A 24,978-nucleotide genomic window follows, 5' to 3' on the forward strand; every position below is an offset into this window, starting at 1 on the left:
TCTGCGTGGGGGAACCATCAGCCAGGTGGCGAGCTGCATTGATTGAACTGGATGCCTTGGAGTGGGTGAGCGCAGGCGAAAAACACAGCGCCGAATTGTGGAGCGGCGATCACATGTGCATCCTGATCGCCTCCGACGTCAGTCCAAATCTCAGGAAACGGCTCATCACCGGCTTTGCGCCCGATTCGAACGTCATACTCGTGACGCTCGCCGACGAAGATTGGCGTGAGGGAGACGCGTGCTTCGATACGACGGTGCATGTACCGGCCGTATCGGCCGCCTTGTCGCTTGGCGAGACGGACGCAGGCAGGGTGTTCCTGTCCGGCGACCCCGGAGCAGGTGAAGAGGTTGCGTCGATCTTCGCGCGAACGTCGCTGGACGCTCTGTATTGCGGATCACGATTAGCTGCCGCTCAATTGATCTCGTCTATACAGCATGCCATCTGCACACTCAGCCGGATGGTAATCATTGAAGCTGCTGGTCTCGGTGTGCGTTCAGGCTTACCCGTTGACCGGGTTGCATCAGTGGTTGCCCACAGTAGCGGCCGCAGCCGGCAGGCCGAGCTATTTTTCCATCGCCTTCTCGATGCAACAGGCGCTGACGCCGGGAAGCCGGGCTCAGCCTTGAAGATGCTCGGATACCTCGTCGGTGTCGCAATGCCGCTGGGCCTGCCGCTGCCCCTGACTGCGGCTGCAACGGCGCTGTTGAGCCTGGAGACGGGTGAAGGCGATGACGCCCGGCGGGTTGCTGGCGACCCGTTTTCTAACTATGAGCGGCTCGTCGGGTTTCGACGAAGTGACGTGACCACCAGCAAGGCAGAGGAATATACCGGAGGCGATGAGGCCGCACCGCCGGTGATTGGCTACGTTGGTCTGGGGGCGATGGGTAGCGCTCTAGCCGGGCAGGCCTTACGGGTGGTTCGAGAACTTCATGTTTTCGATCCTGATCCTGTGAAGGTCGAACGCCTCACGCGCGAAGGTGCGCGCGCGGCTCCGGATGTCGCCTCGCTTGCTGCTGTATGCGATGTGATTTTTCTTTGCGTTCCCAGTGCGAAGGAGGTTGAACAGGTCCTCTTTGGTACTCGTGGGATGTATGCATCCCTGAGTCGCGGAACGATAGTGATCGATCAGACGACGTGCAGCCCGGCCGATGCAATTCGCTTTAGCGAACGGCTCGCGATTGCCGGAGTGGCGATGATCGACGCTCCTGTGACGGGGGGGCCGGAAGGAGCCCGGAATGGTCGCCTCGTTACGATGTGCGGCGCCGAGAAGGAGGCCTTTTCCCGCGCGAGTCCAATACTGAAGGCGATGGGCGGCGAGGTCTTGTATTTCGGCGAGCCTGGCTCCGGGCAGGCCGTCAAGCTTGTAAAAAACGCGCTCGGTGTGGGCAACCGGCTGGTCATCTACGAGATGCTGTCAATTGCAGCGGCGTTCGGCATTCGGATTGACACTTTGCACGCGGCGTTGTCGTCTGGGGTGAGCGCCTCGGGAGCGCTTGACCGAATCCTGCGCTCTATCGTGACCGGTGATCCTACGGCCGACGCCACACTGATGACCGTGCTGAAAGATCAACAGCTGATCGGTCGCATGGGCCGCGCTACGGGAGCTCCTCTGCCTATGCTCAACGTGGCGAGAACGGTCCTGGAAGCAGGATCAAGAATTTTGGGACCGGGGGCGCAGGTCGATGAGCTTGGCCGCCTCTACGGGATTGAATCTTTTCAAGGGATTGAGAAATCATGAAGAAGCTTGACCGGTTTTACATCGACGGAAAATGGACGGAGCCAGTGGGCAAGGGCCTCTTTGAACTGATCAACCCGGCGACCGAAGAAGCCTATGGGCACGTCACGCTCGGAAGCGCTGAGGACGTTGAAAGGGCCGTTGAAGCGGCGCGACGAGCATTCGCATCCTTCTCGCAGTCGAAGAAGGAATGGCGTATGGAACTCTTGAGCAGTATCGTTGATTCGCTGTTACATCGGCAGTCGGATCTGATGGATGCGGTCACCGAAGAGATGGGTGCCCCGAGCAATTTGAAAGGGCAGACGGGGACAGCCGTTCAGGCCTTCCGTCAGGCAATCGTCACGCTGCGGGAATACTCGTTTGAACACATGCTCGGCGACAACGTGGTTCGTCGGGAGCCGATCGGTGTGTGCGGCCTGATCTCTGCCTGGAATTGGCCTTTGCAGTTGTTGTGTCAGAAGCTGGCATCTGCATTTGCCGCAGGTTGCACCGTCGTTGCGAAACCAAGCGAGTTCACTCCGCTCAGTGCGGTCGTTCTCGCGGAGGCGCTCGATGCCGCGGGCGTACCGCCGGGCGTGTTTAATCTGATGAACGGAGACGGTCCGACCGTCGGCGAAGCCATCTCGCGTCACCCCGGCATCGATATGGTTTCATTTACGGGAAGCACCCGTGCTGGCGTGATGGTGGCTCAGGCCGCGGCTGGCACCGTGAAGCGCGTGTGTCAGGAACTGGGCGGCAAGTCCGCGAACATCATTCTGCCCGATGCGGATCTCGCCGCTGCTGCTCGGTTCAACGTCTCTCGCGGCTTCTCGAACACGGGCCAGTCGTGCCATTCTCCGACGCGCATGCTCGTGTCGGAAGGCCAGGCAGATGAACTGATCGAACTGATCCGGAAGGAAGCGCAGTCGGTGAAAGTAGGCGACCCGAAGAACCCGGAAACCACCATTGGACCGGTCGTCAACCGAGCGCAGTTTGAGCGGGTCCAGCATTTCATCGAACTGGGTATTCAGGAGGGCGCGAACGTCGTCACGGGCGGCCCAGGTCGCCCGGAAGGCATCAAAAAAGGGTTCTTTATTCGGCCAACCGTGTTCTCGGGTGTTACTCGAGACATGACGGTTGCTCAGGAGGAAATTTTTGGGCCCGTACTTTCCGTCATCACATACCGCGACATCGACGATGCCATCGAGATTGCCAACGGAACTCGCTATGGTCTAGGGGGGTATCTCTTCTCCTCGAACGTGGAGAATGCCCGTCGTGTCGCCGAGCGCATGCAGGCTGGCCGAATTTTCCTCAACGGCGCGCCATCGAACAACGTTGCGCCGATGGGAGGATATAAACAGTCGGGTAACGGGCGGGAGATGGGGGTCTTCGGTTTGGAGGAGTATCTGGAAGTCAAGGCGATGCTTGGTTTCGTGAGCGCTGCAGCCTAAAACTGCGAACCGCGCCGGGCGTTTGTACGACACGATCTGGCGCGGTATCAGGTGATCACGCCAGCAGGCTGACGAGGCGAATATAGATCCAGGGGTTTACCGGCGCGCATGCGCCGGCTTTTTTCGGGTTCTGACGAGGAGAGTCACCTCGTTGTCTGTCAAAGCGGTATCAGGCTGCTCGTGCAGGTGCGCGCGCCATCGCTACCGGTCGAGGCGTATCAGATGACGCCTGTGCCCTGGAAAGTCTTTGACCTCAGTCTAGCTGGAGACGATAGACGCGCGCGGCGGTGCCCGAGAACAAATGCGTGCGCTCGGTGTCCGACAGATCCGCGGCGATCTTCTTGTACGCGTTCCACAGAATACCGTAGCTGCACATCGCCTTGTCGACGGGGAAGTTGCTTTCGAACATACATCGCTGCGGCCCAAACAGGTCGACACACAATCGCATGTAAGGCTTCCACGCCGCGACAAGGTCGTCAGAGGAAGGTGGGACCGTACGTTCGTTGAAGCCGAAACCCGCGTATCGCATGGCGAGGCCGCCAAGCTTCATCACGGTGTTCGGGATAGCAGCAAGTTCCTCAATGCGCGAGCACCACTCTGCGAACACCTCGTCACGCAACCCTTTGTACGGGCCGATACCCAGCGGCCCGCCGGTGTGGTTGATCACGACGGTGAGATCTGCATGTTCCCGGCAAATTTGTGCGACATCGCCCAGTTGCGTGAAAAAGGCCCACACGTCCAGCGTCATGCCCATCTTCTGGATGCGTGAGATCGCCGCTCGCGTCGGTGTGGCCGTCAATACCCCTCGCGGGGCGCCGGATGGCAGAACCTCCCGGCTCTTATGCCAGACGACCATCGGTCTGATGCCACGAAACAATCCCCTGCCAGCCTCGAGGTGTGCCTCCAGCACCGGTTGCACGTCGTGACCAAGCAGCAGATCCACAGTTCCCACAATTCCCGCGCATAGCTGGAGAGACGGGTTAGCCGCAGCGCTTTGCTCCGCCACCTGTCGAACGAACTCCGTCTCGCCGACCGGCCTGAACGCTTCGGGGCCGTGCTCGCGATACATGCTTCTGCATTGCACGTGTACGGTCGACAAAACCTTATGACCTGTCGAGAAATCCGATACGGCCTCGGATGAGAGGTATCGGTCGCCAGGATGGTCCCAGCAATGGTGGTGCGGATCCACGATCGGCAGTTCGGGGTCGACAATCTTCTCCGAATGCAGGGCGAGCCAGTCGGCTCTGACGGTAGGGTGTGCCTTGAGTACGGCGTGTATGGAATCGTCGGACATACGTGAGACGCATGAAGTAGGAAACGGAGAGGGCGACCGTGTCGGCACGGTCGCCCCGAGAGCGGGCTCAACCAGTCATCTCTGTATGTCTTGGCCCGCGCGCGCTCTGATAGCTTACGGAGTTGTCTGGATCTGCTGGTTTTTGGAATGCTGGGTGCCGGGCATCCCTACCAGAGAGTAGTGTGGCTTGCTCATCATGATCGCAATCAGGCTTACTACGCCGATGAGCATCGTGTAGCCAAAAAGACACGGATCCCGCCGTTCTGATACGCGATTAGCGCCGTAGCAACGATGGGTAGCGGGCCGCCGAAAATGGCGCCAGACATCTGGTACCCGGCCGAAATTCCGGTATACCGCACCGACGTGGGGAACATGTCAGAAAACAGCGACGCCTGAGAACTGTGGCATGCCGCATGACCGATACCGAGGACCCAGATGTATCCGGCAACCATGCCTGCATAGGAGTGAGCTTCCACCGCAAGACAGAACGGAATGGCCCCCGCCAGAAGGGCGAAGATGCCCCATACGAAGACCTTGCGGCGTCCGAGCTTGTCGGCGAGCAAACCGTAGACCGGGATCATCACCATCTCGACCGCAGCGCCGATTGAAACAGCTATGAGCATGTCAGCCTGACTGATTTTGAGCCGTGACACCGCATACGCGACCATCGCAACGGCACAGGTATAGAAGAACGTGTTCGGTGCAGCTTGCGCGAACAGAACGCCAAGCAGTTGCCGTGGATATTCCCGAAGTACGGTCATCACCGGCAATTTCTCGATGTTGCCTGAAGCTTTCGCCTTTACGAACGCGGGAGACTCCTCGACCCGGTGCCGGATGTAGATGCCGCTAACAGCATCGCAGCGCTCAGGATAAAGGGCACCCGCCAACCCCATGCCATCAGGGCGTGCTTGTCGAGCGTCGTCATCGCCAGAAACGTGAGATTGCCAAGCAGGAGGCCGAAGAACGCCGCACTCTGCGGGACGCTTCCAAAGAGGCCACGACGTTTCTCGTCAGCGTGTTCGACGACCGCCACGATCGCACCGCCATACTCCGCACCCGCGGATAGGCCCTGGACAATGCGCAGCAGCACGAGGAGCACGGCACCGATGTATCCCGCGCTTTCGTAGGTCGGCAATAATCCGATCAGGGTCGTCGCGGCGCCCATGATGACGAAGCTCCAGAGGAGCGTGGTCTTCCGCCCGATCTTGTCGCCCAGGTGTCCCGCGATCACTCCGCCGATGGGCCGCACCAGCCACGCCGTGGCGAACGTCATGAAACCAAAGATTGTCCCCATCGTGGGGTCGACAGCGGGAAAGAACAGTTCTTTCAGGAACAGCGCGGCAATCGTGCCGAAAATGAAAAAGTCATACCATTCGATTGTGGACCCAACAAAAGTGGACGCGATGATGAGTCGCTTTTGCCGGGCGGTTGATGCCGGGGTAGCCATCGTCTGTCTCCGTAATTTCGGTAGCTGATTTTTTGACGGTCGGGTGAGGCTCCACGACCGTTTGAGACGAATCTAATCCGGTTTGCCGTGTCAAGTCAACAAATCAGAATCGATTCCGATCCGTGAAACTTTGATGTCCACGTCTAGGATGCGCATAATGAGTGGACGGGACTCGCATACGGCTGTTGGCCATCCGCCGAGTCTTCACTGGTCAACCATAAGGGAAAACATGAAGGTTCTTCTTACTGGTGGCGCGGGATTTCTTGGCGCCTACGTCTTCGCCGAGCTCGAAAGAGCCGGTCATTCGGTCCACGCGTACGACCGTGCCGGTGTTACCCCCGATCTTGCAAGCGTCGCGATAAATCTCGCCAGCTCTTTGTCCATTGGTGAAATCGCGGACGCCGCTACGTTCGCCACGGTTTGCGCAGAAGTACGACCTGACGTGATTGTGCACGCGGCAGCGCGCGTCGGATTCGAACCGTCAATTGAGGATCCCGTCGGCTTCTATCAGACCAACGTCATGGGGTTCGTGAACGTCTGCGAAGTGGCGCGTGCGTCCGGGGTCCGCAAAGTCGTGTTGATATCCAGCAATACGGCGTGCCATGCCGGGGTGGGATCTGTGCAGATGGAGAACGATCCGGCTTTCTCGATCTTCAGGGCGAATCCGAGTGCTCACTACGGTACGAGCAAAATGATCACCGAAGCGATCGGGATGTCTTACGGTCAATTTCACGGGATCGACTTTCTTGCTTTGCGAGTAGCGGCCGTCTATGGCTTCGGCATGCGAACGCCGCTCTATATCAAGCCGATGGTTGAGAACTCGGTGGACGGGAAGAGGACGTTTTTCGAGACGGGAGGACACATGAAGCGGGATCTGACGCATGTTTTGGACGTCAGTCGCGCGGTTGTGAAAGCCGTCGAACTGGAGAAGTCACGCGCTGGCCAATCTCACGTTATCAATGTTGCCGCAGGTCACCTGGTGGCTCCGTCGGAGATAGCGCGCATCGTTCGCGATACCGTGCCTGGCGCCGATATTGAGATCGGAGATGCGTTGACAGATCTGGAGGAGGAAAACCTGAAGACGCGCGCGCCGCTCGACATCTCACTGGCTCGCGAAGTTCTCGGTTGGATACCTGATTTTCGCATCGCGGAGGGAGTCGCTGAATACGCGGACAGGTACCGGCAGTTTCGATCGTAAAATGCTTGCCGTTATTCACCATCAAAGTGGAGGCGGCCACGTGGATCGTGGCCGGCTTGATCGATTCGCCCGCAGCAGCGCGGGCGATAGACACCGTTCAGAACTTGTGGCGGATACCAAGTCGCACTGCGACCTGACGGTTCGACGTCGAAGGTGTTAGCTGGTTAATCGATGCAACAGCAGTCCGGCCAGTCGAGTCCGTTCCCCGTGCCTCCTGGAACGTCGCGACGGTGTACACATCTGTCCTTTTCGAGAGGAAGTAATCGAGGCCAGCGGAGCCTTGATTGTAGATGGCCGAACCGTGACCGGAGGCTCCGCCGTTGTGGGTATAGACGTAAGCCACCCCTGCAACGAGTGCCGGTGTAATCTGGTACTTGAAGTTGGCTTCCGCGATGTTGAACGTCGCGGTGCCGGCGATTCCACCCGCTGGCACCGGCCCGCTGGTTCTGTCGCCAAGGCTCATGAACTTCGTGTTCGAATAGGTGAACCCAAACGTTGCCGCCCCGAACGTGTAAGCGCCATCTGCGCCGATGACCTGCAGCGTGTGTGCGGATGCGTAGCCTGAAATGACCGGCGACGCGCCAAGGTTCGATCCAGGAACCCCACCCGTCGTGGCTGCCGGCGATCCGCCATTGCCATAAAACGAGACATTCGGATTGCGGACGTTCAGGTATCCAACGCCTGCCAGCAACGGGCCGTTCGCGTAGTTGGCACCGAGCGACCAGATCTGGTTCCGGCTGACATTGCCTGCCACGCCACCTAACGAGTAGGCACCGCCGAAGGTGAATCCAGCGATTGTCTTATTCGTGTACTTTACCTGGTTGTTGACGCGGTTCGTATTGTTGAAGTTGTCGAGGTCGGACGGGTGGGCTGCCATGTAGCCGCCCCACTGATCACCGACCTCGAACTGCCCCAGGTTGTCGACGACCAGATCGTACTGCCGTCCGAGCGTTACGGTGCCGTAGGGACTGGTCAATCCGACATACGCCTGCCGACCGAAAAGCAGGCCACCCTGACCCATGCGACCGCTGTTGACATCAAAGCCGCTTTCGAGCGTGAAAATCGCAGCGAGACCACCACCGAGGTCTTCCCGACCCCTCAGGCCCCAGCGGCTTCCGTTGAGCACGCCACTGGAAAGGTTGTAGAGGCGCTCGCCACCTGCGTTGCTGTTATAGTTGACACCCTCATCGATGATTCCGTAGAGCGTTACGTTGCTCTGGGAAAAAGCGGCACAACTAAACATGCTACCGGCCGCAAGTGCGAACAACTGCTTCTTCATCGTCTGTCTCCAATCTTGTATTAAATATTAAAGGGATGGCATCCCGGGACTGAGCATGTGCGTCCTGTGTCCGGACAGGGGCGAAGCGGGTCATCTATGGTCACTTTCCCGGCCGGACACCACGCGTTTCAGAATCTATCGGCCTTTAAAAAGGTCGTCAAATTTACAGAATCGATTCCGATCAGTGAAACTATGAACGTATGGGAGTTCTTGAATTTCTGACGGAAGACCGTGCAACAAGGTCCTGAGTTAGCCCCCTGTTAGTCCCTGCGATGACAGGGTCTGGGCTACGGTAGTGGTGATGGGTGCGCGCAATCGCACGTGCCTGGATTGCAAACCTGATGTCGCAGGTTATTCGCCGGATCGGCAGGCGTTGGCATAAATGGCTGAAGCGGTGTTCGCGAGAACGTTGCTGACCCTGGCCGCTTCCGGTCGGAGCATGGCTGTTTTTGAACTTCCAGTTCCTCGGATCAGATAGCCCTGTGCTGCGTTGTGAGCGAATCTGTGCGATGACAAACCGGATGCGCGAATCGCGCCCGTCCGGTTCTACAAGGAGCGTGGGGGTATTCCTCGTTTACTCGGAGGTAAACGACTGGGGCTTTTAACCGGGGACTACGGCGCTACACCGGCGGCTGTAGCTTCGTCCAGCCACGAGAGGGCGCGAGCGACGTCGCAGGCAACGAGAGTTATTCCGAGTCCCACCATGATGATCGCCCGCAGTGCGTCTTTGGTCACGCCTTGCTCCATCGCGCGACGCGCGTGGATCTTGAATGGAAATTCGTGTCCCAGGACGGCGAACTGGGTTGTCAGCACGATTTCGCGAAGGCTCCCTTCGACAAAGGTTGACGCCGAGACCGCGACGCGCATTCTTTCATAGTGCTGCATGGCTTCCGGATTCGCGTCTGCCAATCGCTGGGATGATGGGATTCGAGGTTTCGTGTTCATAAAAGAAGCCGTAGGCAATGGTTCCTCGGGATAAAAAAGCTTCCGATTCGAGCAGGCGAGTATTGTCATGCACTGGTCAGCTGGGGGTACAGCGAAAGCGGCGTGTCCTCCGCCGACATTTTTGGTGGATCGCCAAGGCGAACCGAAGACATCATGGCAGAGACAAATTATTCCTGCTCCGCATCGGAGGCAAGCAGGTGAGCGGCGTTTCGGTGACCGAAACCAGGAATTCTGTGAACGAGTGAATCGACGGTAGGATGCGATGGTTTGAGGTTTGCCTACTTTTGATCAGACGCAGCGTTTGCGTTTGCAACCGGCTTGGCCATGCTCGTATATATCGCCCGGACTTTGCACGGGCCGACGAGAAATTCTCTGTCACAGGTCCGTCCCCGACCATGCTGAGACCGGTTTCGTTACCGTGCAGGAGGGAGAGCCGGGCTCATGCATTTTCCTGAGCTCAGTGATCCATTATTGGTCGAGGGGGAGTTGCCTTTTCCGGCTGACAGGTTGAAAACCGGCTCAATTCGACACGACTGGCGAGCGTATTAATTGGCTTCGTAAGCGCCGTCGGGACCCGTAATCGGCACAGGAAAACTAAACGGTTCGGTTCATGCGGGGCGGATGTCAGTCGCGACACGCTATTGATTCGTTTCGCCGAGAAACGTTTCCCGGTTAAAAGGAGCGGGGCTGTCGGAGGCAATGAACCCGCTGGAATCGTGAGAATACGGCAGGTGCCAGGTGCCATCTGGGTCGGAGTGAGCGATACCCATTTGGCGTGCGCGGTGGGGGCGGACGCGCCAGGCCCCAGCGGGTAGCGCAATCATCGTGACTATACGGGCGAGCCGGTCGCGCACCACGCTTGACCAACAGCGGACAGCGAGTGTCGGATAGCCCCGCATGTCGCGCCAGAAACTCGAACTGGCGCAGAAGAGGATGCAGTCATGGGAGGCGGCCAGCTGGCGATGATGAGCGTCGCTGCGCTGTTGATAGCGAGGCTGGGCTGGTGGTTTTCAGAGGCGTCGAAGAGCGCAGGGCGCAGGTGTTAGCGGCGGTGTAAAAGCGCCACCAGATGGCGGCGCAAGGTTGAATAAATGCGCCAACAACAGGGGGCGGTTACGGCCCGCTGTTGTTGGGTGATGGTCGTCAGAATGGATCATCGATGTCGCGAGGATGAGGATTGTCGGGAGGCGCGCGCTGTTCGTGCAGCAGTTCATTGAGCGGAATCTGGTAGTGCGCGGCGATACGCTCGCGCAGATCGTCGATGAGTTCGACGACGGCCAGCGCCTGATCGGCGGACCAGTTGTCCGGGATCAGGAAGTCGAGCCCGTGAGTGATGCCCGAAGGCAGGTGAAGGCGCTTCATGACTTCTTCTTCTCCATGCGTGCCGCGCTGCGTTTCTTTGTGCGCTGCTCGGCCCGTTCACGTGCCTCCTTCACCCGGTAGGACTCGCCTTCGATTGCGACGACTTCGGCGCGATGCACCAGCCGGTCAACCAGCGAGACGACGCAGGCAGCGTTCGGAAACACCTCCGACCATTCTGCGAACGGCCGGTTTGTGGTGACCACGGTGCTCGCTGCGCCATACCTGCGGCTGATCAGTTCGAACAGCAGGTCGGCGTGGCGGTTCGAGTAGGACAGGTATCCGACCTCGTCAATTACAAGCACGTCGGGCGTGGCGTACCGGTGCAGCCGCCGGCGTAACGCCGAGTCACTGTCAAGCGCGGCGAGCTCGCCGAGCATCTGGCCAGCGGTTGTGAACAGCGCGGTGTGCCCGTTGACGAGCGCCTGGTAGGCGAGGTTCAGCGCCAGGGTCGACTTGCCCACGCCGTTCGGGCCGATCAGTACGACGTTGGCGGTGTCCCTGACGAACTCGAGCGACATCAGTTCTTCAACGGTGGCCCGGTCGCAGCGCGTGGGCCAGGCCCAGTCGAAGTCGCACAGCGGTTTGAAGCTACCCAGATGGGCATCCCGGATGCGTCGCTCGAGCGAACGGCGGGCACGCTCGTCTTCTTCCCACTGCAGCAGCGGCGCAACCCAGCCGGCGTCCGTGAGATCCGGCCAGTGTGCCAGCAGCCCGTACAGGCGCAGGGCGTTCGCGCGCTCCTGCAGGTTCTCAGGCGAGCTCATCAGCACCTCCCGTTATCTGGTCGTAGATGTCGAGCCGGTGAGGGGTCACCAGCGTGTCCTTGCTACGCACGTGCTCGGGCAGGTTCACCGTCACCGGCGGCGGTATCTGCCGCGACTCGCGCCGACGCTCCAGCGCCAGACGCACCGGATTCTGGTGAGGCGCGGCATCGCTGGCGAGCGTTTCCTCGATCGCTGCCTGCAGTTCGGCTGCACCATAACGGTCGAGCAGCCGCAGCAGGTGGGCGGTGATATTGCCCAGATTGGCGCCGCGTTCCGCCGCGCGCAGCATGAGCGTGTGACTGGCCGGCGCCGCGCGGGCGAGATGGTCGAGGCCGCGATGGTGACGGGCTTCGCGTTTGCGTGCAACGAGGGCGTCGATGTGCGCGACAATCTCGATCTGCGCGCCGCGATCGTAACTGCGCACATGAGTTGCAAGCAGATCGGCGCCGTCGAGAATGCGCACCTGCCGGGGATCGGCCCGGACCGTGAGTACGCGCCGCACGTGGGTATGCGGGATCGTGTAATCGTTCAGATCGAAGCGCACATACGGCTGCTTGCCGACCTTCACGGCCAGTTGCAGCTCGCACGGGTACGGATTCGCCGGCAACGCAAGCAGGCTGGGCTGTTCGCGGGCGAAGGCTTCGCGCACCGTGATCGTGGGCTCTTCCCGGCAGGGACGATCGGCGGCGGGACCGGCGCACCAGAGCGCGGCCTGGGCATTCAGGTCGTCGAGGTCAACGAACTTGCGCGCGGCAAAGAAATTCTCACGTACATACCTGATAGCTCTTTCGACGCGTCCCTTCTCGTTGCCTCTGGCCACTGCCACTGGACGGGGCTCGAAGCGATGATGAGCGGCGAACGCAAGAAGCGTCGGGTTGAAGCGGATCGCATCACCCTGACGCTCGAGCACAGCGCTCCTGAGATTGTCGTAGAGGAGGATCCTTGGCAATCCGGACCACGCCGCGAACGCGCCGGCGTGGCCCGCCAGGAAGCTGTCCATGCGGGCATCGAGGAAGAAGCGCAGATAGATCTGCCGCGACCACGACAGCACCATGACGAAGGCCATGAGCGGCCGGCGCGCGCGCCCGATCTGCAGATGATCGAAATGGGCCCAGTCAACCTGGCCCTGCTCTCCAGGCAAGGTGCGCAGCCGCAGATAAGCCTCTGGTGTAGGACGCGGACGGTGTACCGCGATCAGGTGCCGGAAATGATGAGGGTTGCCACGGTAGCCGCGCTCGGTGACCATCGCATACAGCCGGCTGGCCGTGAGCGACGGAAACCTCTTGAGCGTGTCATGGATAAACGGCAGGTAGGCATCGATCTGCGAAGGTCTGAGCATCCCGCCGACGCGGGGCAGACCGGCCTGCGCCAGCACGCGCTGGACCGTGCCACGGTGCACGTGCAACTGCCGTGCGATGGTGCCGCAGCGCCACTTCTCGACGTGGTAGTAGCGCAGGATCTGCGCCTCGAGTTCAACTCCAATGGTCATGGGTCACTTCCTGTGTAGTAGGTAGTAGTACGAACATCACGGAAGACCCGACGGCGTAGTGGCCCGAGGCGCACGGAGTCCGGACAGACGCAGTGGCAGAAATGGCAACGCTCAGGCACAGCTGGGGCGGTGGCGGACACCGCTGCTGTTGCCGCCGACGTCGTCGAAGTCGGTGCCAGTAGAGCATCGGCGGCAGGTACAGCGGAACCCTGATGCGTCACTTTATTCTGGCGGTTGCGATAGCGGCGCATCCGTTCGGCATGCGCGAAGCGGCCGTGACGACTGCGCTGATAGCGCTGGCCGGCCACGCGCATGCTGGCCTGGCGTGCGACCTCAGAACAGTCACCGTCGCAGTAGATCTGGCCGCGGTCGCAACGGCGGCAAACGACGACCTGCGCCCGGCAACGGGCGCACACGAACAGACGGCCTGTGTCCGGCATCGGCAATCCCCGTCAATGCCGAAACGGTATCGACGGGAATAATGGGTCGTGCCATACTGGCCCGGCACCCGTGCCCCGTGCGCGTGTGGGGCTCGACATCGGAGTGAACTTGGCGGTTTGAGCCGGTGTCGAGCCTGTTTCTTCGGCGGTAAGCCTTCTTCTACCGCATCCCGACTTCAGCGTCACCTCTTCCTGAAGCAAGCCGAACCGGCTGCGTCTGCACGCGCCCTACGGGCTCCTTCCGACGCAGCCGGTGCCGCCTCCTGCACTTCACACAAACCATTACCAAACCGCTCAGCAGACCTGGACCATTCGGTATCTCTGATCGATGCCGCCGTCTAGTGTCGGTTTCTCACAGCCGTTCACAGCAGGGCTGAAGCGAAGCTTGCGATAGCGTGTCGCTTGTCGCAAGCATGGAATGAGCGTTGCCCGCAGCTCGTTTTTGAGCCTGACTCAATGCCCCATGCAACGCGCGACCATTGGCGGGTGACTGCCCGGCGTTTAAGCTCCATAGAGCTTGATGCGACGGCCGGCCATTTGCAGGCCAACTGGACAGCCTCCTGAATCCGGACCGCTCGTTATCTTGAGATCGATTATCGGGAGATTTAAATGCAATATGTCAACCTGGGTCGGACCGGCCTGAAGGTTTCACGCCTCTGTCTCGGCTGCATGAGTTATGGGGAGCCGGGCCGTTTGCCACAGCCATGGTCGCTGGATGAGGAAGCGTCTCGCCCGTTTTTCCGCGCCGCGCTGGAGTCCGGGATCAACTTCTTCGACACCGCGAACATCTATTCCGGGGGAAGTTCTGAGGAGATTACTGGTCGGGCGCTCAGTGATATGGCACGACGTGACGAAATTGTCGTCGCTACAAAGGCGTTTTTTCCGTGGAAGAATTCGCCGAACTTGGGCTTTCTCTCCCGCAAGGCACTGCTTCAGTCAATCGACGATAGCCTGCGCCGGCTCGGCATGGAGTATGTCGACCTATACCAGATCCATCGCTTCGATCACGATACGCCGGTCGAGGAAACGATGGAGGCACTGCATGATATCGTTAAAGCAGGGAAAGCACGCTACATTGGCGCTTCCTCGATGGAAGCCTGGCGTTTCGCCAAGATGCAGCATGTCGCCGAACGTAACGGCTGGACACGGTTCATTTCCATGCAACCGCAATACAATCTTCTCTATCGCGAGGAAGAGCGTGAGATGTTGCCTTTATGCATGGATCAGGGGGTAGGCGTGATTCCCTGGAGCCCAATGGCACGAGGCAGACTAACACGTGATTGGAGCGAAAGCAGCAATCGCACGCAGAACGATGCGTTTGCCCGTCAGATGTACCTCAACGCTGAAGAGCAGGATCGAAAAGTGGTCGAAGTGGTCGCGCGGATAGCGGAAAACCATGGTGTTCCTCGCGCGCACGTCGCGCTGGCCTGGTTGCTTGCCAAGCCCGCAGTGACGGCTCCAATCATTGGGGCGACGAAGCTCGCGCATCTCGCTACGGCAATCGACGCGCTTGACTTTTCTTTGTCGGTCGAGGAGATCGCGGTTCTCGAGGCGCCATACGTGCCTCATCCCGTTGACGGAGTTGTTCCACCGCTTTCCGCTGAGCCGTTGACCATTACCCCTCCTCGGAACTGAGCAGCGGCGGCCTTCCGCGATATCGCCCCGGCCGCTCGCACCTCGAGCGTCCCGGCCAGTTTGTTGCAGAGTTCGAGCCGACCTTGTCCGGCATTCGTTCTCCGGGTGTCGTCAGGTCCGGCCCGTTTCGTCGGGATATAATCGTCCGCATTGGGAAAGGCTCAGGACATGCAGATCAATCGGGCTGACGTCGCAGATCTAATCTATTTTCTGGCTATTGCGCGCCACAGAAGTTTCAGTCGCGCGGCGATTGAACTCGGCGTGAGTACCTCTGCGCTCAGTCACGCCCTGAAGGGCCTCGAAAATCGTCTGGGAGTTCGTCTCCTGAACCGCACGACGAAGAGCGTTACGTTGACCGGCGCAGGCGACGCGTTGGCGGCCTCTGTGGGTCAGCCTTTCGAGGCGATCGATAACGCATTGGAGACGTTGAACCGTTTTCGGGATGCGCCCGCAGGTCGCATCCGGCTCAATGTTGCAGTCGAAGCCGCGACGTTGCTCGTGGCTCCTGTGATACCGGCATTCGTCGAACGCTACCCGGACGTAGAACTCGACATAGTTGCCAGCAACCGCATGGTGAACGTGACGGAGGGAGGCTTCGACGCGGGCATTCGCTATGGTGGCACCGTCCCCGAAGATATGATCGCGCAGCGTCTTTCCGCGAACATTCGATGGGTCGTCGCTGCAGCACCCACCTATCTCGACAGGTTTGGGATCCCGGCTCATCCTGACGATCTTCTTCAGCATCGCTGTGTCAGCAACCGTCTGGGAGATGACCGCATATATCGGTGGGAATTTGAGCGCGGAGGTGAGAAGCTGTCCGTGACAGTGCCGTCCTCCATTACGGTGGATCACGCCGATACCGGACTCGTTTCCGTGCTCGGTGGTGCGGGCCTTATGTACTTTCCCGAGCCGCTGGTCGCGCCACACGTCGAAACCGGGCTGCTGCGGCTCGTGCTAACCGACTGGGCGCCATCCGGACCGGGTTTTCACATTTACTATTCGAGCCGGCGTCAAATGCCCACCGGTTTGCGTCTGCTGATCGATCTGGTGCGAGAGATTCAGCCGCTTGGTTTTTAAAGGCGCGAAGCCGACAGTCGCTCTAGCGACTTGGGGTCAAAACTACATGCGAGCACACGGTTAGCCGCGATCAGAGCGGGTCGGCGAGCATCAGACACGCGTAGCGATCAGCGCGATGTCCGGCAGGAGTGAAGCCGGATCGCGATCGGGACGGCACAAAGTGCGAGGACCGCTGCGACAAGGAAGATCGGGCCAAGCCCCGTCACATTGGCGACCAGTCCAAGAGCGGGCGCAAATACGCCGAGCGCGAGATCGATAAACGCAGTGTAGACGCCCATCGCGAGACCTCGTGCATCCGCCGGCGCACGCGCCACCGCCTCCATACCGAAGCCCGGATACACAAGCGCGTAACCGAAGCCTGCCAGGGTCGCTCCCGCGAAGGCTAGCGGTGCAAAGGGCGAAAGGTAGATGAGAGCCATGCCTGCACTGTGAATGAGCACAAAGATCGCCGCGGTTCGAGCGCCACCGAGACGGTCAGGCAATGGACCGAAGAATACGCGTGCGATTATCAAACCGGCCGCAAATGCGGAGAACGATAACCACGCTGGCTGCCAGCCGCGCTGGATAAAAAGAAGTACGGCGAACGCAGTCATCATGCCGTAACCGAGGCTCGCGAAGGCCATCCCCAATCCGGGTATCCAGACGGCGGCCAGAACCTTGGCGAGGACCCTGTCGCTGCGGGGATTCGTTCGGACGGCGGGGATGGGCAGGATCAGGACGAGAGTGGCCACTGCGCCGACGACCGTAGCCAATCCAATCGAGGCAAAACCAAAGTGTTCGAACAGGTAACTGCCGAGTGGTGAGCCCAGAGCTAGTGCCACGAACATCGACGTTCCGATCCATGCAATCATTTTCCCGACACTGCCAGGTCTGGCGAGGGCCAGGCACCAGCTTTGAGATCCCGTCATGATGAAGCTTTCGGCCCCGCCCAGCAGCGCGCGGCCGAGCAACAATATCGCTATCGAAAGGTATGGCTTGCCGGTGGCGAGCAAGGAAGCGAGGTAGAGCAATCCGGCGAGCACTGCCATCACGAGGCCCGTCGAAACAGCGTATTTTGGTCCTTTGCGATCGGAGATTGTGCCGGACCAGAGACGGGAGATCAGCGACGCGGCGAACTGGGCACCAGACACAAGGCCGACGGTGAAGGTTCCGAATTTCAGGTCGTCGTGGACGTGTAGCGGAAGAACGGGTAATGCTGCGCCCGTGACCAGAAACACCGTGAAGACAGATGCCATCACGGACAGTAGGGATCGGGTGCTCGGCGCTGTGGACCGTTGGGGCATCACGAACATAGATTGCTCCTTGCGCCGCGCGCGGTCAAAGGCCCGAGAGCCGGAGCATCGCGTCGGGGTATCGCGCCCCCTCGATCTTCATTGCCATTGCGCCTGCCCTGATTTCTTGAAGATCGTCGCTCGATAGCGCCAGAGTCAGCGATCCGATGTTCTCCACGAATCGGTCCAGCCGGCGTGTGCCGAATAGCGGAACGATCCATGGTTTCTGCGCCAGCAGCCAGGCAAGTGCGACTTGAGCTGGCGTGGCGCCGTGACGCGCTGCCACTGCACGAAGCAAATCGACCAGTGCCTGATTGATCTCACGCGCCTCCGGGGTAAAACGCGGGATCTGACCGCGAAAGTCGCGGCTGCTGAAACTCGTACGCGTGTCGATCGTGCCCGTGAGGAACCCCTTGCCAAGCGGACTGAACGGGACGAAGCCAATGCCAAGTTCTTCCAGCGTGGGAACGACCCCCGTTTCGGGTTCGAGGGTCCAAAGGGAGTATTCGCTTTGTAGCGCCGTCACGGGCTGGATCGCGTGCGCAAGCCGGATCGATTCAGGTCCAGCCTCCGACAGGCCGAAATGCAGCACCTTGCCTTCGGTGATCAGGTCTTTCACGACACCAGCGACGTCTTCCATGGGTACTTCCCGGTCGACGCGATGCTGATAGAGCAGATCGATGTAGTCGGTACGGAGTCGTTTCAGACTACCTTCGACCGCCCGACGAATTTGGTGTGGCTTGCTGTTGACGCCACCACGGTGCTCGCCCGTGTCCTGATCGATGTCCCAGCCGAATTTGGTAGCGATCTTGACCTGATGTCGCATGCCCGCGAAGGCGTCCGCCACCATTTCCTCGTTTGTCCACGGGCCGTAGACCTCCGCCGTATCGAAGAAGTCCATGCCGAGAGCGACAGCTTTGCGCAGCAGTTCGAGCATCTGCGGCCGATCGGGAATATCGCGGGACATACCGTAGCCCATGCAGCCCAACGAGAGTGCCGAGACCTCGAAGCCCTGGCCAAGTTTGCGTCTTTGCATATGTGCACCTCAGTCTTTTGGGGAGATCCTGACGGTCGCCGCGCGAGCGCGCTCGCCGATCATGGGCGCGAGGTAAGGACTGCTGCCGTACTTGTGCCGATAGGCCTCGTCGATCCGACCGATGAGCGAACCTGTGACCGGACTGAAGGACACGTCCCTCGAGGACCCGGCTGCCGTGATCCGTCCTGACCCGTGAAGGATGGCTGCCTGATACCAGCGTGAGGCTTTCCCGTTGTAGGCTCGAGCGTAAAGATCGCCGTCCAGGACCACCGACCAGACCCAGGTTGGAGTCCCATACGTTTTCCGATCCTCACGGAATGGGGCGACGTGCAGATCGTCTGAGGCTGCGATGCGATCCAGTTCGGTTTTCGTCCATGTACTCATGTTGGCTTCCGTCGTATGGACCCTTGCGCGAATCCGGTCGGCGATTACACGAGTGCCAATCTAAACCAGCAGCCTGGGTTACTGAACCCTGCGTTCCGTCAATGCTGCTGTGAGTTCCGTTCACAGAAGCGTTGCGATGACTGTCGCACCCGGCAAAGCTCCGCGACGGGAAAGCCAGACACTGCTGACAAGGCTGACTATTGAAGCGCCTTCACAAGTGCATTCGATGGAGACCAGCTTTCAAAAAGTGGTGCTGCGGTTAGAGTAGGTCGATATCGCATCACGTCGTCTGTCCGCACAGGCGACTCCGCTCGCAGGCTGTCGACCCATCGATCGCGACCTGGCGGTGAGAGACTTTTCGGGGCGAAACAACAGAAACAGGAATCGGGAATGCAATATGTTCATCTCGGACGTTCCGGCCTGCAGGTCAGTCGTCTATGCCTCGGAACCATGAATTTCGGCGAAGTGACGGACGAATCCACCAGCTTCCGGATCATGGACGAGGCGCTGGATTCGGGTATCAATTTCCTGGATACCGCCGATGTGTACGGTGGGCCCCAGGCTCCGCAGATGAAAAAGGGTTTCGGTATCTCCGAAGAAATCATCGGACGATGGATGGATCAAGGTAGCAGGCGTGACCAAATCGTGCTTGCCACGAAGGTCTACAAGCCGATGGGGCTCGGTCCCAACGACCGCGGCTTGTCCGCTTACCACATCATGCGCGCTTGTGAGGACAGCCTGCGTCGTCTGCGAACCGACCACATCGACCTGTACCAGATGCACCATATCGACAGGCACACGCCGTGGGAGGAAATCTGGCAAGCGATGGATGTCCTGATGCAACAGGGGAAGGTGCTCTACGTCGGTAGCTGCAATTTTGCCGGCTGGGATATTGCGACAGCACAAGCGGCTGCCCGTTCACGTCACTTCATGGGTCTTGTCGCCGAACAGAGCCTCTACAACCTGTCTGCGCGGTCTATCGAGCTGGAGGTGATCCCGGCCTGTCGACATCATGGCGTTGGACTTCTACCCTGGAGTCCGTTGGGTGGCGGACTTCTAGGAGGGGTGTTGCGAAAGGTATATGAGGGTCGCCGCGCAAATCCCGAGATGGCACGGCGAATCGCGCGGTACCAGGACCAGCTCGGAGCTTACGAGGCGCTGTGCGAGGACCTGGAAGAGCGTCCAGCGGACATTGCGTTGGCCTGGCTACTTCATCACCCGTCGATTACGGCTCCGATCATCGGCCCCCGGACGGCGGAACAACTCAGACTTGCACTACGGGCCATCGAGATTTCCCTTTCCGAAGATGCACTCCGATGCCTCGACGAAATCTGGCCCGGGCCTGGCGGAGAGGCACCGGAGGCTTACGCGTGGTGAACGCGGCGGTTTAACAGGCTGTTACGTCGACGATCGAAAGCGATACGCAGCGTTACACGAGCAAAGGGAGCAGCGATACATGGACGAACCTGGACAGCCAAATCCTACGAGACGAAATCTGCTCATTGCGGGCGCAGTCTCGACCATAGTTCCGATATTGCCTGTCGGTACGGCGACGGCGCAAGCGGCGATCGGCAGCGCACATGACGTGAAATCGCCGGGGGTACCGGGAACCATGCGGGTCACGTTCGCGGTAAACGGTAGTGGTCGAGAGATTGATGTCGACCCCCGAACGACTTTGCTTGACGCCTTACGTGAGCACCTCCATCTCACGGGTACCAAGAAGGGGTGCGATCACGGACAGTGCGGCGCGTGCACGGTCCTCGTCGACGGCGTACGCATCAACGCCTGCCTCAGTCTTGCGGTGATGCACGAGGGTGACAGGATCACGACGATCGAAGGGCTCGGCACACCGGACAGTCTTCATCCGATGCAAGCGGCCTTCATCAAGCACGACGGCTATCAGTGCGGTTACTGTACGCCTGGCCAGATCTGTTCGGCCGTTGCCGTCCTGCGCGAGATCGAGGACGGTGTGCCGAGTCATGTGACTGGTGCTCTGACTGGCCCGATCAGCGCCACGAATCCCGAAATGCGCGAACGGATGAGCGGCAATATCTGCCGCTGCGGCGCCTATTCCAATATCGCCGAGGCCATGGCGGAAGTCGCCGGGAGCCGGGCATGAAGGCATTCACTTACGAAAGGGCGAAAAGCCCAGCCGAGGCGGCGAGAATCGTGGCGCAGCGACGAGGCGCGAAATTCATCGCTGGAGGCACCAATCTGATCGATCTGATGAAGCTCGAGATCGAGACGCCGACTCATCTTGTCGACGTTCGGGGGATCGGCCTCGACAGCGTAGAGGACACGCCAGAAGGCGGGTTGCGGATCGGTACGCTAGTGACCAATACACAGCTTGCGTCCGAATTGCGAGTGCGGCACGACTACGGGCTGCTGGCACGCGCGATTGTCGCGGGTGCTTCAGGTCAGCTACGCAACAAGGCGACGACCGGCGGCAATTTGCTACAGCGCACGCGCTGCCCTTACTTCTACGACACGAATCAGGCTTGCAACAAGCGGCAGCCCGGTTCGGGGTGCGCGGGAATCGGTGGAATCAGTCGGCAACTGGCCGTGATCGGCGGAAGTCCCGACTGTATCGCAACAAACCCGGGCGACATGGCAGTGGCGTTGCGCGCGTTGGACGCATCCGTCGCAACGGTTCGCGCCGATGGGCGGACGCGGGTCATTCCGATTGCCGACTTCCATCGATTGCCTGGCAAGACGCCGGGTGTCGAGACCGCACTCGAGCCTGGTGAGCTCATAACCGCTGTCACGTTGCCTCCGCCGGTCGGCGGCCGCCACATCTATCAGAAAGTGCGTGATCGCGCGTCGTACGCGTTCGCGCTTGTGTCCGTCGCAGCAGTCATACACGACGATGGCCGCGGACGGGTCGCGGTTGGCGGCGTCGCACCGAAGCCCTGGCGCGTTGCTGCCGCCGATGCGGCGATGCCGCGCGGCGCAAAGGCGGTCGCCTATGAACTCATGAAAGGCGCCCAGCCGACCGACGAAAACGCGTTCAAATTGCCATTGGTGGAGCGGACACTCGCCTACGTAATGGCGCAAGCGAGAGGATGACCCATGAAGTTCGACACGCTCGCAGGACGCAACCCCGTCGACCGATTGAGCGTGGTCGGCCAGCCGCACGATCGCTTCGAGGCGAAGCTGAAGACCACCGGCACAGCGACCTACGCATATGAGTATCACGGCGTCGCCCCGAATATCTGCTACGGCTACATTCTGGGCGCCGGGGTTTCGAAGGGGCGGATTACGGCCATCGACACGCGGCAGGCAGAGGCCGCGCCGGGCGTGCTGACCGTCGTGACGTATCGCAACGCTGGTCCGCTTGGGGTTGGCAAATTCTACGTCCAGCGCATGCTTGCGTCGCCAGACGTGGACCACTATCACCAGCCTGTTGCCGTCGTGGTTGCCGAGACATTCGAGCAGGCGCGGGCGGCGGCGTCTCTCGTGCGCATCGATTACGCGCGTCGCGCAGGCCGATTCGATCTCGGCGCTCAACTGGCAAGAGCGCCGGTTCCACAACAGGCGGCGTTTGGCGGTCCGACCGAGACACATGTGGGGGATTTCGAACAGGCCTACTCAGATGCGGAGTTCACTGTAGACGAGACGTACACGGTTCCCGATCAGGCGCACGCAATGATGGAACCGCACGCCACGATCGCGGCATGGGATGGTGACCACGTGACCTGCTGGACAGCGATCCAGCAGATGAACTGGGGAACCCGTGACCTCGGCCTCATTCTCGGCATTCCGCGCGAGAACGTCCGGCTGATCTCCAACTTCATCGGGGGCGGATTCGGAGGGAAGGGTACGGTCCAGTCCGATCTCGTGCTTGCAGCCATCGCGGCGAAGGTAGTGCGTCGGCCAGTCAAGCTCGCGCTGCAACGTCCGATCATGTTCAACAATACGATCCATCGGCCGAAGACGATCCAACGCATCCGACTCGGTGCGACGCGAGACGGAAAGCTGACGGCCGTCGGACACGAAAGTTGGTCTGGAAATCTCGCTGGTGGCCGCACGGAGCCAACGACCTTGTCTACCCGGATGCTGTACGCCGGAGCGAACCGGATGACCCGTGTCCGTCTGGCGACCCTTGACCTCGCCGAGGGAAACGCCATGCGAGCACCCGGCGAGGCACCCGGTCTGATGGCGCTCGAGATCGCGATGGACGAAATGGCGGAGAAACTCGGCATGGATCCAGTCGAGTTCCGCATCCTGAACGATACGAAGGTCGATCCCGAGAATCCCGATCGGCCTTTTTCGTCTCGCCCGTTCGTCGAATGTTTGCGCACAGGTGCCGACCGCTTTGGGTGGAACGCAAGGAAGGCGAAGCCGGGTCAGGTCCGCGATGGCCACTGGCTTGTCGGGCTTGGGATGGCCAGTGCTATACGAGGGGCTCCTATCGCCAGGGCGGGAGCACGCGTGCGCCTCGATCGCAGCGGAGTGCTAACGGTCGAGACCGATATGACCGACATCGGCACAGGCAGCTACACCATCGTTCAACAGACGGCAGCCGAGATGATGGGAGTGCCGATCGAAAGGGTCGTGGCGAGACTGGGCGATTCGAGGTTCCCGGAGACTCCGGGTTCGGGCGGGCAGCAGGGTGCCGCATCGGTCACCGCAGGCGTTTATGCCGCTTGCATGAAGCTCAGACAGGTTGTTGCCCAGCGACTGGGATTCGATGCTGCGGAGGCCGAGTTCATTGCTGGCGAAGTCCGTTTTGGCGGCCGGAGCATGTCGCTTACTGATGTCGCTGCTGATGGAGACATCGTCGTCGAAGACAGCATGGAGTTCGGAGGCCTGTCAAGGCAATTCGCGATTCAGACTTTTGGAGCGCATTTCGCAGAGGTTGCCGTTAATGCCTTTACCGGCGAAATCCGTGTTCGCCGCATGCTTGCAGTTTGCGCCGCCGGTCGCATTCTTAACACCAAGACCGCGCGCAGTCAGGTGATCGGAGGAATGACGATGGGAGTCGGCGCGGCATTGATGGAAGAAATGTCGATCGATAAGCGTCTGGGTTTCTTCGTCAATCATGACCTCGCCGGTTATGAAGTGCCGGTGCACGCCGACATACCGCATCTCGACGCCGTCTTCATCGACGAGGTCGATCCTGCGATTTCGCCTGTGAAGGCGAAGGGAGTCGGCGAACTGGGGCTTACGGGAGTTGCACCGGCCATCGCAAATGCGGTCTATAACGCGACCGGCGTGCGCGTGCGCCAGTACCCCATCACGCTGGACAAGTTTCTCGATCGGCTGCCGGTCGTCACCTAATGTCCGACGCCATGGGCGGGACCGAGGTGTCGCCGACGCATTCGGGCGGGCACCCCTGGAACGTCCTCCATGGATGTCGGAACTTTCAAGTCAACGAACACGGAGGAAGTATCGTGGAGGTCACATTCGATTTTTCCGGGAAGGTTGCGCTGGTCACCGGTGCAGCATCCGGAATGGGGCTCGCGACGGCCAGGGCGTTCGCGCAGGCGGGGGCGTCCGTGACCCTCGCCGACGTCAATGCCGATGCCCTGCATGACGCGGTGGATTCGTTGAGAGTTCCAGGGCACCAGGTGCTGGCAGTGGCTTGCGACGTGACTGATGAAGCGCAGGTCGCTGAGATGTTAGATCGGACGGTGGCGACGTTTGGCCGGCTGGACGCGGCTTTCAACAACGCGGGGATTCAGGTGCCGCCGAGCGACGCTGCAGACGAAGCAGCAGAAAATTTCGAAAGGGTCATCGCCGTGAACCTGCGTGGCGTCTGGGCTTGTATGAAACATGAGTTGAGCCACATGAGGAAGCAGGGCAGTGGCGCGATCGTCAATTGCTCTTCCCTCGGAGGCCTGGTGGGACTTCCTGGCCGGGCGGCCTATCATGCTTCGAAACACGGCGTGATCGGGCTAACGCGAAGCGCGGCCCTCGAATACGCGCCACGCGGAATCCGCATCAACGCGATTTGCCCTGGCACCTTCGATACTCCGATGGTCTCCGAGATGCTGGAAAAACAGGCGGACGCAATGAAGGAGATCCTTCGCGAACAACCGATCGGGCGGCTTGGACGCGTTGGGGAAATCGCGGATGCGGTGCTTTGGCTTTGCAGCGTCGGCTCGACCTTCGTCATCGGTCATGCGCTCGCAATCGACGGTGGGTTTACTGCCCATTGATTACGGAGTCTTTGCACGGGATCGATAGCT

22 protein-coding genes are annotated in these 24,978 nt (G+C 60.2%); 11 read left to right on the plus strand and 11 right to left on the minus strand.

Annotated features, from left to right (window positions below; genetic code table 11):
• Window positions 1–38: 38 nt before the first annotated feature.
• Complete coding sequence (locus tag OKW35_RS11990) at window positions 39–1,739, plus strand: NAD(P)-binding domain-containing protein (RefSeq protein ID WP_429552090.1); 1,701 nt, start codon at window positions 39–41, stop codon at window positions 1,737–1,739.
• The gene (locus tag OKW35_RS11995) at window positions 1,736–3,166 is read left to right on the plus strand and encodes an aldehyde dehydrogenase family protein (RefSeq protein ID WP_429552091.1); all 1,431 of its coding nucleotides are present in this window, start codon (window positions 1,736–1,738) and stop codon (window positions 3,164–3,166) included. The genes OKW35_RS11990 and OKW35_RS11995 overlap by 4 nt, the downstream gene beginning before the upstream one ends.
• Window positions 3,167–3,419: 253 nt before the next feature.
• Here OKW35_RS11995 and OKW35_RS12000 read toward each other — a convergent pair whose 3' ends face one another.
• The 3 genes from OKW35_RS12000 to OKW35_RS12010 form a co-directional block, all read right to left on the minus strand.
• Window positions 3,420–4,460, minus strand: a complete 1,041-nt coding sequence (locus tag OKW35_RS12000; RefSeq protein ID WP_429552092.1) for an amidohydrolase family protein — start codon at window positions 4,458–4,460, stop codon at window positions 3,420–3,422.
• Window positions 4,461–4,675: 215 nt separating this feature from the next.
• Window positions 4,676–5,221, minus strand: coding sequence for an MFS transporter (locus OKW35_RS12005; RefSeq protein WP_429552149.1), 546 nt, complete (start codon window positions 5,219–5,221; stop codon window positions 4,676–4,678).
• Window positions 5,222–5,259: 38 nt separating this feature from the next.
• Entirely contained in the window at window positions 5,260–5,907 is a 648-nt protein-coding gene (locus tag OKW35_RS12010; protein WP_429552093.1) for an MFS transporter, read from the minus strand.
• 229 nt (window positions 5,908–6,136) lie between these two features.
• Between OKW35_RS12010 and OKW35_RS12015 the strand changes: the two genes are divergently transcribed.
• A complete protein-coding gene (locus tag OKW35_RS12015; RefSeq protein WP_429552094.1) occupies window positions 6,137–7,105 on the plus strand; it encodes an NAD-dependent epimerase/dehydratase family protein in 969 nt (322 codons plus the stop codon).
• A 97-nt stretch (window positions 7,106–7,202) separates the two neighbouring features.
• On the opposite strand, the gene OKW35_RS12020 is transcribed toward OKW35_RS12015, so the two are convergent.
• From OKW35_RS12020 to istA, 5 genes are all read right to left on the minus strand, one after another.
• Window positions 7,203–8,384, minus strand: a complete 1,182-nt coding sequence (locus OKW35_RS12020) for a porin (protein WP_429552095.1) — start codon at window positions 8,382–8,384, stop codon at window positions 7,203–7,205.
• A 612-nt stretch (window positions 8,385–8,996) separates the two neighbouring features.
• The gene (locus OKW35_RS12025) at window positions 8,997–9,329 is read right to left on the minus strand and encodes a carboxymuconolactone decarboxylase family protein (protein WP_429552096.1); all 333 of its coding nucleotides are present in this window, start codon (window positions 9,327–9,329) and stop codon (window positions 8,997–8,999) included.
• Window positions 9,330–10,472: 1,143 nt separating this feature from the next.
• Complete coding sequence (locus OKW35_RS12030; protein WP_065851699.1) at window positions 10,473–10,691, minus strand: hypothetical protein; 219 nt, start codon at window positions 10,689–10,691, stop codon at window positions 10,473–10,475.
• Window positions 10,688–11,455: an IS21-like element helper ATPase IstB gene (istB, locus tag OKW35_RS12035; protein ID WP_429551082.1), complete on the minus strand. Its 768-nt coding sequence runs from the start codon at window positions 11,453–11,455 to the stop codon at window positions 10,688–10,690. Before istB ends, OKW35_RS12030 begins: the two co-directional genes overlap by 4 nt.
• On the minus strand, window positions 11,442–12,944 hold the full coding sequence (istA, locus tag OKW35_RS12040; RefSeq protein WP_184069230.1) for an IS21 family transposase: 1,503 nt from the start codon (window positions 12,942–12,944) through the stop codon (window positions 11,442–11,444). Before istA ends, istB begins: the two co-directional genes overlap by 14 nt.
• A 212-nt stretch (window positions 12,945–13,156) precedes the next feature.
• Between istA and OKW35_RS12045 the strand changes: the two genes are divergently transcribed.
• From OKW35_RS12045 to OKW35_RS12055, 3 genes are all read left to right on the plus strand, one after another.
• The gene (locus OKW35_RS12045) at window positions 13,157–13,426 is read left to right on the plus strand and encodes a hypothetical protein (protein ID WP_065851693.1); all 270 of its coding nucleotides are present in this window, start codon (window positions 13,157–13,159) and stop codon (window positions 13,424–13,426) included.
• A gap of 567 nt (window positions 13,427–13,993) precedes the next feature.
• The gene (locus tag OKW35_RS12050) at window positions 13,994–15,019 is read left to right on the plus strand and encodes an aldo/keto reductase (RefSeq protein ID WP_429552097.1); all 1,026 of its coding nucleotides are present in this window, start codon (window positions 13,994–13,996) and stop codon (window positions 15,017–15,019) included.
• A 168-nt stretch (window positions 15,020–15,187) separates the two neighbouring features.
• Window positions 15,188–16,096: a LysR family transcriptional regulator gene (locus tag OKW35_RS12055; RefSeq protein WP_429552098.1), complete on the plus strand. Its 909-nt coding sequence runs from the start codon at window positions 15,188–15,190 to the stop codon at window positions 16,094–16,096.
• A 107-nt stretch (window positions 16,097–16,203) separates the two neighbouring features.
• Here the strand turns inward: OKW35_RS12055 and OKW35_RS12060 are convergent, their stop codons facing one another.
• Genes OKW35_RS12060 through OKW35_RS12070 form a run of 3 tightly spaced genes read right to left on the minus strand, consistent with a single transcriptional unit; the run spans window position 16,204 to window position 18,787 of the window.
• On the minus strand, window positions 16,204–17,388 hold the full coding sequence (locus OKW35_RS12060) for an arabinose transporter (RefSeq protein ID WP_429552099.1): 1,185 nt from the start codon (window positions 17,386–17,388) through the stop codon (window positions 16,204–16,206).
• A gap of 25 nt (window positions 17,389–17,413) precedes the next feature.
• The gene (locus OKW35_RS12065) at window positions 17,414–18,403 is read right to left on the minus strand and encodes an aldo/keto reductase (protein ID WP_429552100.1); all 990 of its coding nucleotides are present in this window, start codon (window positions 18,401–18,403) and stop codon (window positions 17,414–17,416) included.
• 9 nt (window positions 18,404–18,412) lie between these two features.
• The gene (locus OKW35_RS12070; RefSeq protein ID WP_429552101.1) at window positions 18,413–18,787 is read right to left on the minus strand and encodes a DUF2255 family protein; all 375 of its coding nucleotides are present in this window, start codon (window positions 18,785–18,787) and stop codon (window positions 18,413–18,415) included.
• 390 nt (window positions 18,788–19,177) lie between these two features.
• Between OKW35_RS12070 and OKW35_RS12075 the strand changes: the two genes are divergently transcribed.
• The 5 genes from OKW35_RS12075 to OKW35_RS12095 all read left to right on the plus strand — a co-directional run bounded on the left by OKW35_RS12075 (window position 19,178) and on the right by OKW35_RS12095 (window position 24,948).
• Complete coding sequence (locus OKW35_RS12075) at window positions 19,178–20,164, plus strand: aldo/keto reductase (protein ID WP_429552102.1); 987 nt, start codon at window positions 19,178–19,180, stop codon at window positions 20,162–20,164.
• A 79-nt stretch (window positions 20,165–20,243) separates the two neighbouring features.
• The gene (paoA, locus tag OKW35_RS12080) at window positions 20,244–20,906 is read left to right on the plus strand and encodes an aldehyde dehydrogenase iron-sulfur subunit PaoA (RefSeq protein WP_429552103.1); all 663 of its coding nucleotides are present in this window, start codon (window positions 20,244–20,246) and stop codon (window positions 20,904–20,906) included.
• Complete coding sequence (locus OKW35_RS12085; protein WP_429552104.1) at window positions 20,903–21,853, plus strand: FAD binding domain-containing protein; 951 nt, start codon at window positions 20,903–20,905, stop codon at window positions 21,851–21,853. Before paoA ends, OKW35_RS12085 begins: the two co-directional genes overlap by 4 nt.
• Before the next feature lie 3 nt (window positions 21,854–21,856).
• Window positions 21,857–24,067, plus strand: a complete 2,211-nt coding sequence (gene paoC, locus OKW35_RS12090) for an aldehyde oxidoreductase molybdenum-binding subunit PaoC (protein WP_429552105.1) — start codon at window positions 21,857–21,859, stop codon at window positions 24,065–24,067.
• A gap of 113 nt (window positions 24,068–24,180) precedes the next feature.
• The gene (locus OKW35_RS12095) at window positions 24,181–24,948 is read left to right on the plus strand and encodes a glucose 1-dehydrogenase (protein WP_429552106.1); all 768 of its coding nucleotides are present in this window, start codon (window positions 24,181–24,183) and stop codon (window positions 24,946–24,948) included.
• Window positions 24,949–24,978 lie beyond the last annotated feature (30 nt).

Source organism: Paraburkholderia sp. MM5477-R1 (assembly GCF_050436385.1).
Classification (GTDB): domain Bacteria; phylum Pseudomonadota; class Gammaproteobacteria; order Burkholderiales; family Burkholderiaceae; genus Paraburkholderia; species Paraburkholderia tuberum.

What these genes read in the sequence shown, in the direction of transcription:
- OKW35_RS12050 (WP_429552097.1), top strand. Translation starts at nt 13,994, where the DNA reads ATGCAATATGTCAACCTGGGTCGGACCGGCCTGAAGGTTTCACGCCTC.
- OKW35_RS12075 (WP_429552102.1), top strand. Translation starts at nt 19,178, where the DNA reads ATGCAATATGTTCATCTCGGACGTTCCGGCCTGCAGGTCAGTCGTCTA.
- OKW35_RS12010 (WP_429552093.1), bottom strand. Translation starts at nt 5,907, where the DNA reads ATGGCTACCCCGGCATCAACCGCCCGGCAAAAGCGACTCATCATCGCG.
- OKW35_RS12060 (WP_429552099.1), bottom strand. Translation starts at nt 17,388, where the DNA reads ATGTTCGTGATGCCCCAACGGTCCACAGCGCCGAGCACCCGATCCCTA.
- OKW35_RS12065 (WP_429552100.1), bottom strand. Translation starts at nt 18,403, where the DNA reads ATGCAAAGACGCAAACTTGGCCAGGGCTTCGAGGTCTCGGCACTCTCG.
- OKW35_RS12000 (WP_429552092.1), bottom strand. Translation starts at nt 4,460, where the DNA reads ATGTCCGACGATTCCATACACGCCGTACTCAAGGCACACCCTACCGTC.
- OKW35_RS12070 (WP_429552101.1), bottom strand. Translation starts at nt 18,787, where the DNA reads ATGAGTACATGGACGAAAACCGAACTGGATCGCATCGCAGCCTCAGAC.
- OKW35_RS12045 (WP_065851693.1), top strand. Translation starts at nt 13,157, where the DNA reads ATGCGTCACTTTATTCTGGCGGTTGCGATAGCGGCGCATCCGTTCGGC.
- OKW35_RS12015 (WP_429552094.1), top strand. Translation starts at nt 6,137, where the DNA reads ATGAAGGTTCTTCTTACTGGTGGCGCGGGATTTCTTGGCGCCTACGTC.
- paoC (WP_429552105.1), top strand. Translation starts at nt 21,857, where the DNA reads ATGAAGTTCGACACGCTCGCAGGACGCAACCCCGTCGACCGATTGAGC.
- OKW35_RS12025 (WP_429552096.1), bottom strand. Translation starts at nt 9,329, where the DNA reads ATGAACACGAAACCTCGAATCCCATCATCCCAGCGATTGGCAGACGCG.
- OKW35_RS12020 (WP_429552095.1), bottom strand. Translation starts at nt 8,384, where the DNA reads ATGAAGAAGCAGTTGTTCGCACTTGCGGCCGGTAGCATGTTTAGTTGT.
- istB (WP_429551082.1), bottom strand. Translation starts at nt 11,455, where the DNA reads ATGAGCTCGCCTGAGAACCTGCAGGAGCGCGCGAACGCCCTGCGCCTG.
- paoA (WP_429552103.1), top strand. Translation starts at nt 20,244, where the DNA reads ATGGACGAACCTGGACAGCCAAATCCTACGAGACGAAATCTGCTCATT.
- istA (WP_184069230.1), bottom strand. Translation starts at nt 12,944, where the DNA reads ATGACCATTGGAGTTGAACTCGAGGCGCAGATCCTGCGCTACTACCAC.
- OKW35_RS12055 (WP_429552098.1), top strand. Translation starts at nt 15,188, where the DNA reads ATGCAGATCAATCGGGCTGACGTCGCAGATCTAATCTATTTTCTGGCT.
- OKW35_RS11995 (WP_429552091.1), top strand. Translation starts at nt 1,736, where the DNA reads ATGAAGAAGCTTGACCGGTTTTACATCGACGGAAAATGGACGGAGCCA.
- OKW35_RS12005 (WP_429552149.1), bottom strand. Translation starts at nt 5,221, where the DNA reads ATGACCGTACTTCGGGAATATCCACGGCAACTGCTTGGCGTTCTGTTC.
- OKW35_RS12030 (WP_065851699.1), bottom strand. Translation starts at nt 10,691, where the DNA reads ATGAAGCGCCTTCACCTGCCTTCGGGCATCACTCACGGGCTCGACTTC.
- OKW35_RS12085 (WP_429552104.1), top strand. Translation starts at nt 20,903, where the DNA reads ATGAAGGCATTCACTTACGAAAGGGCGAAAAGCCCAGCCGAGGCGGCG.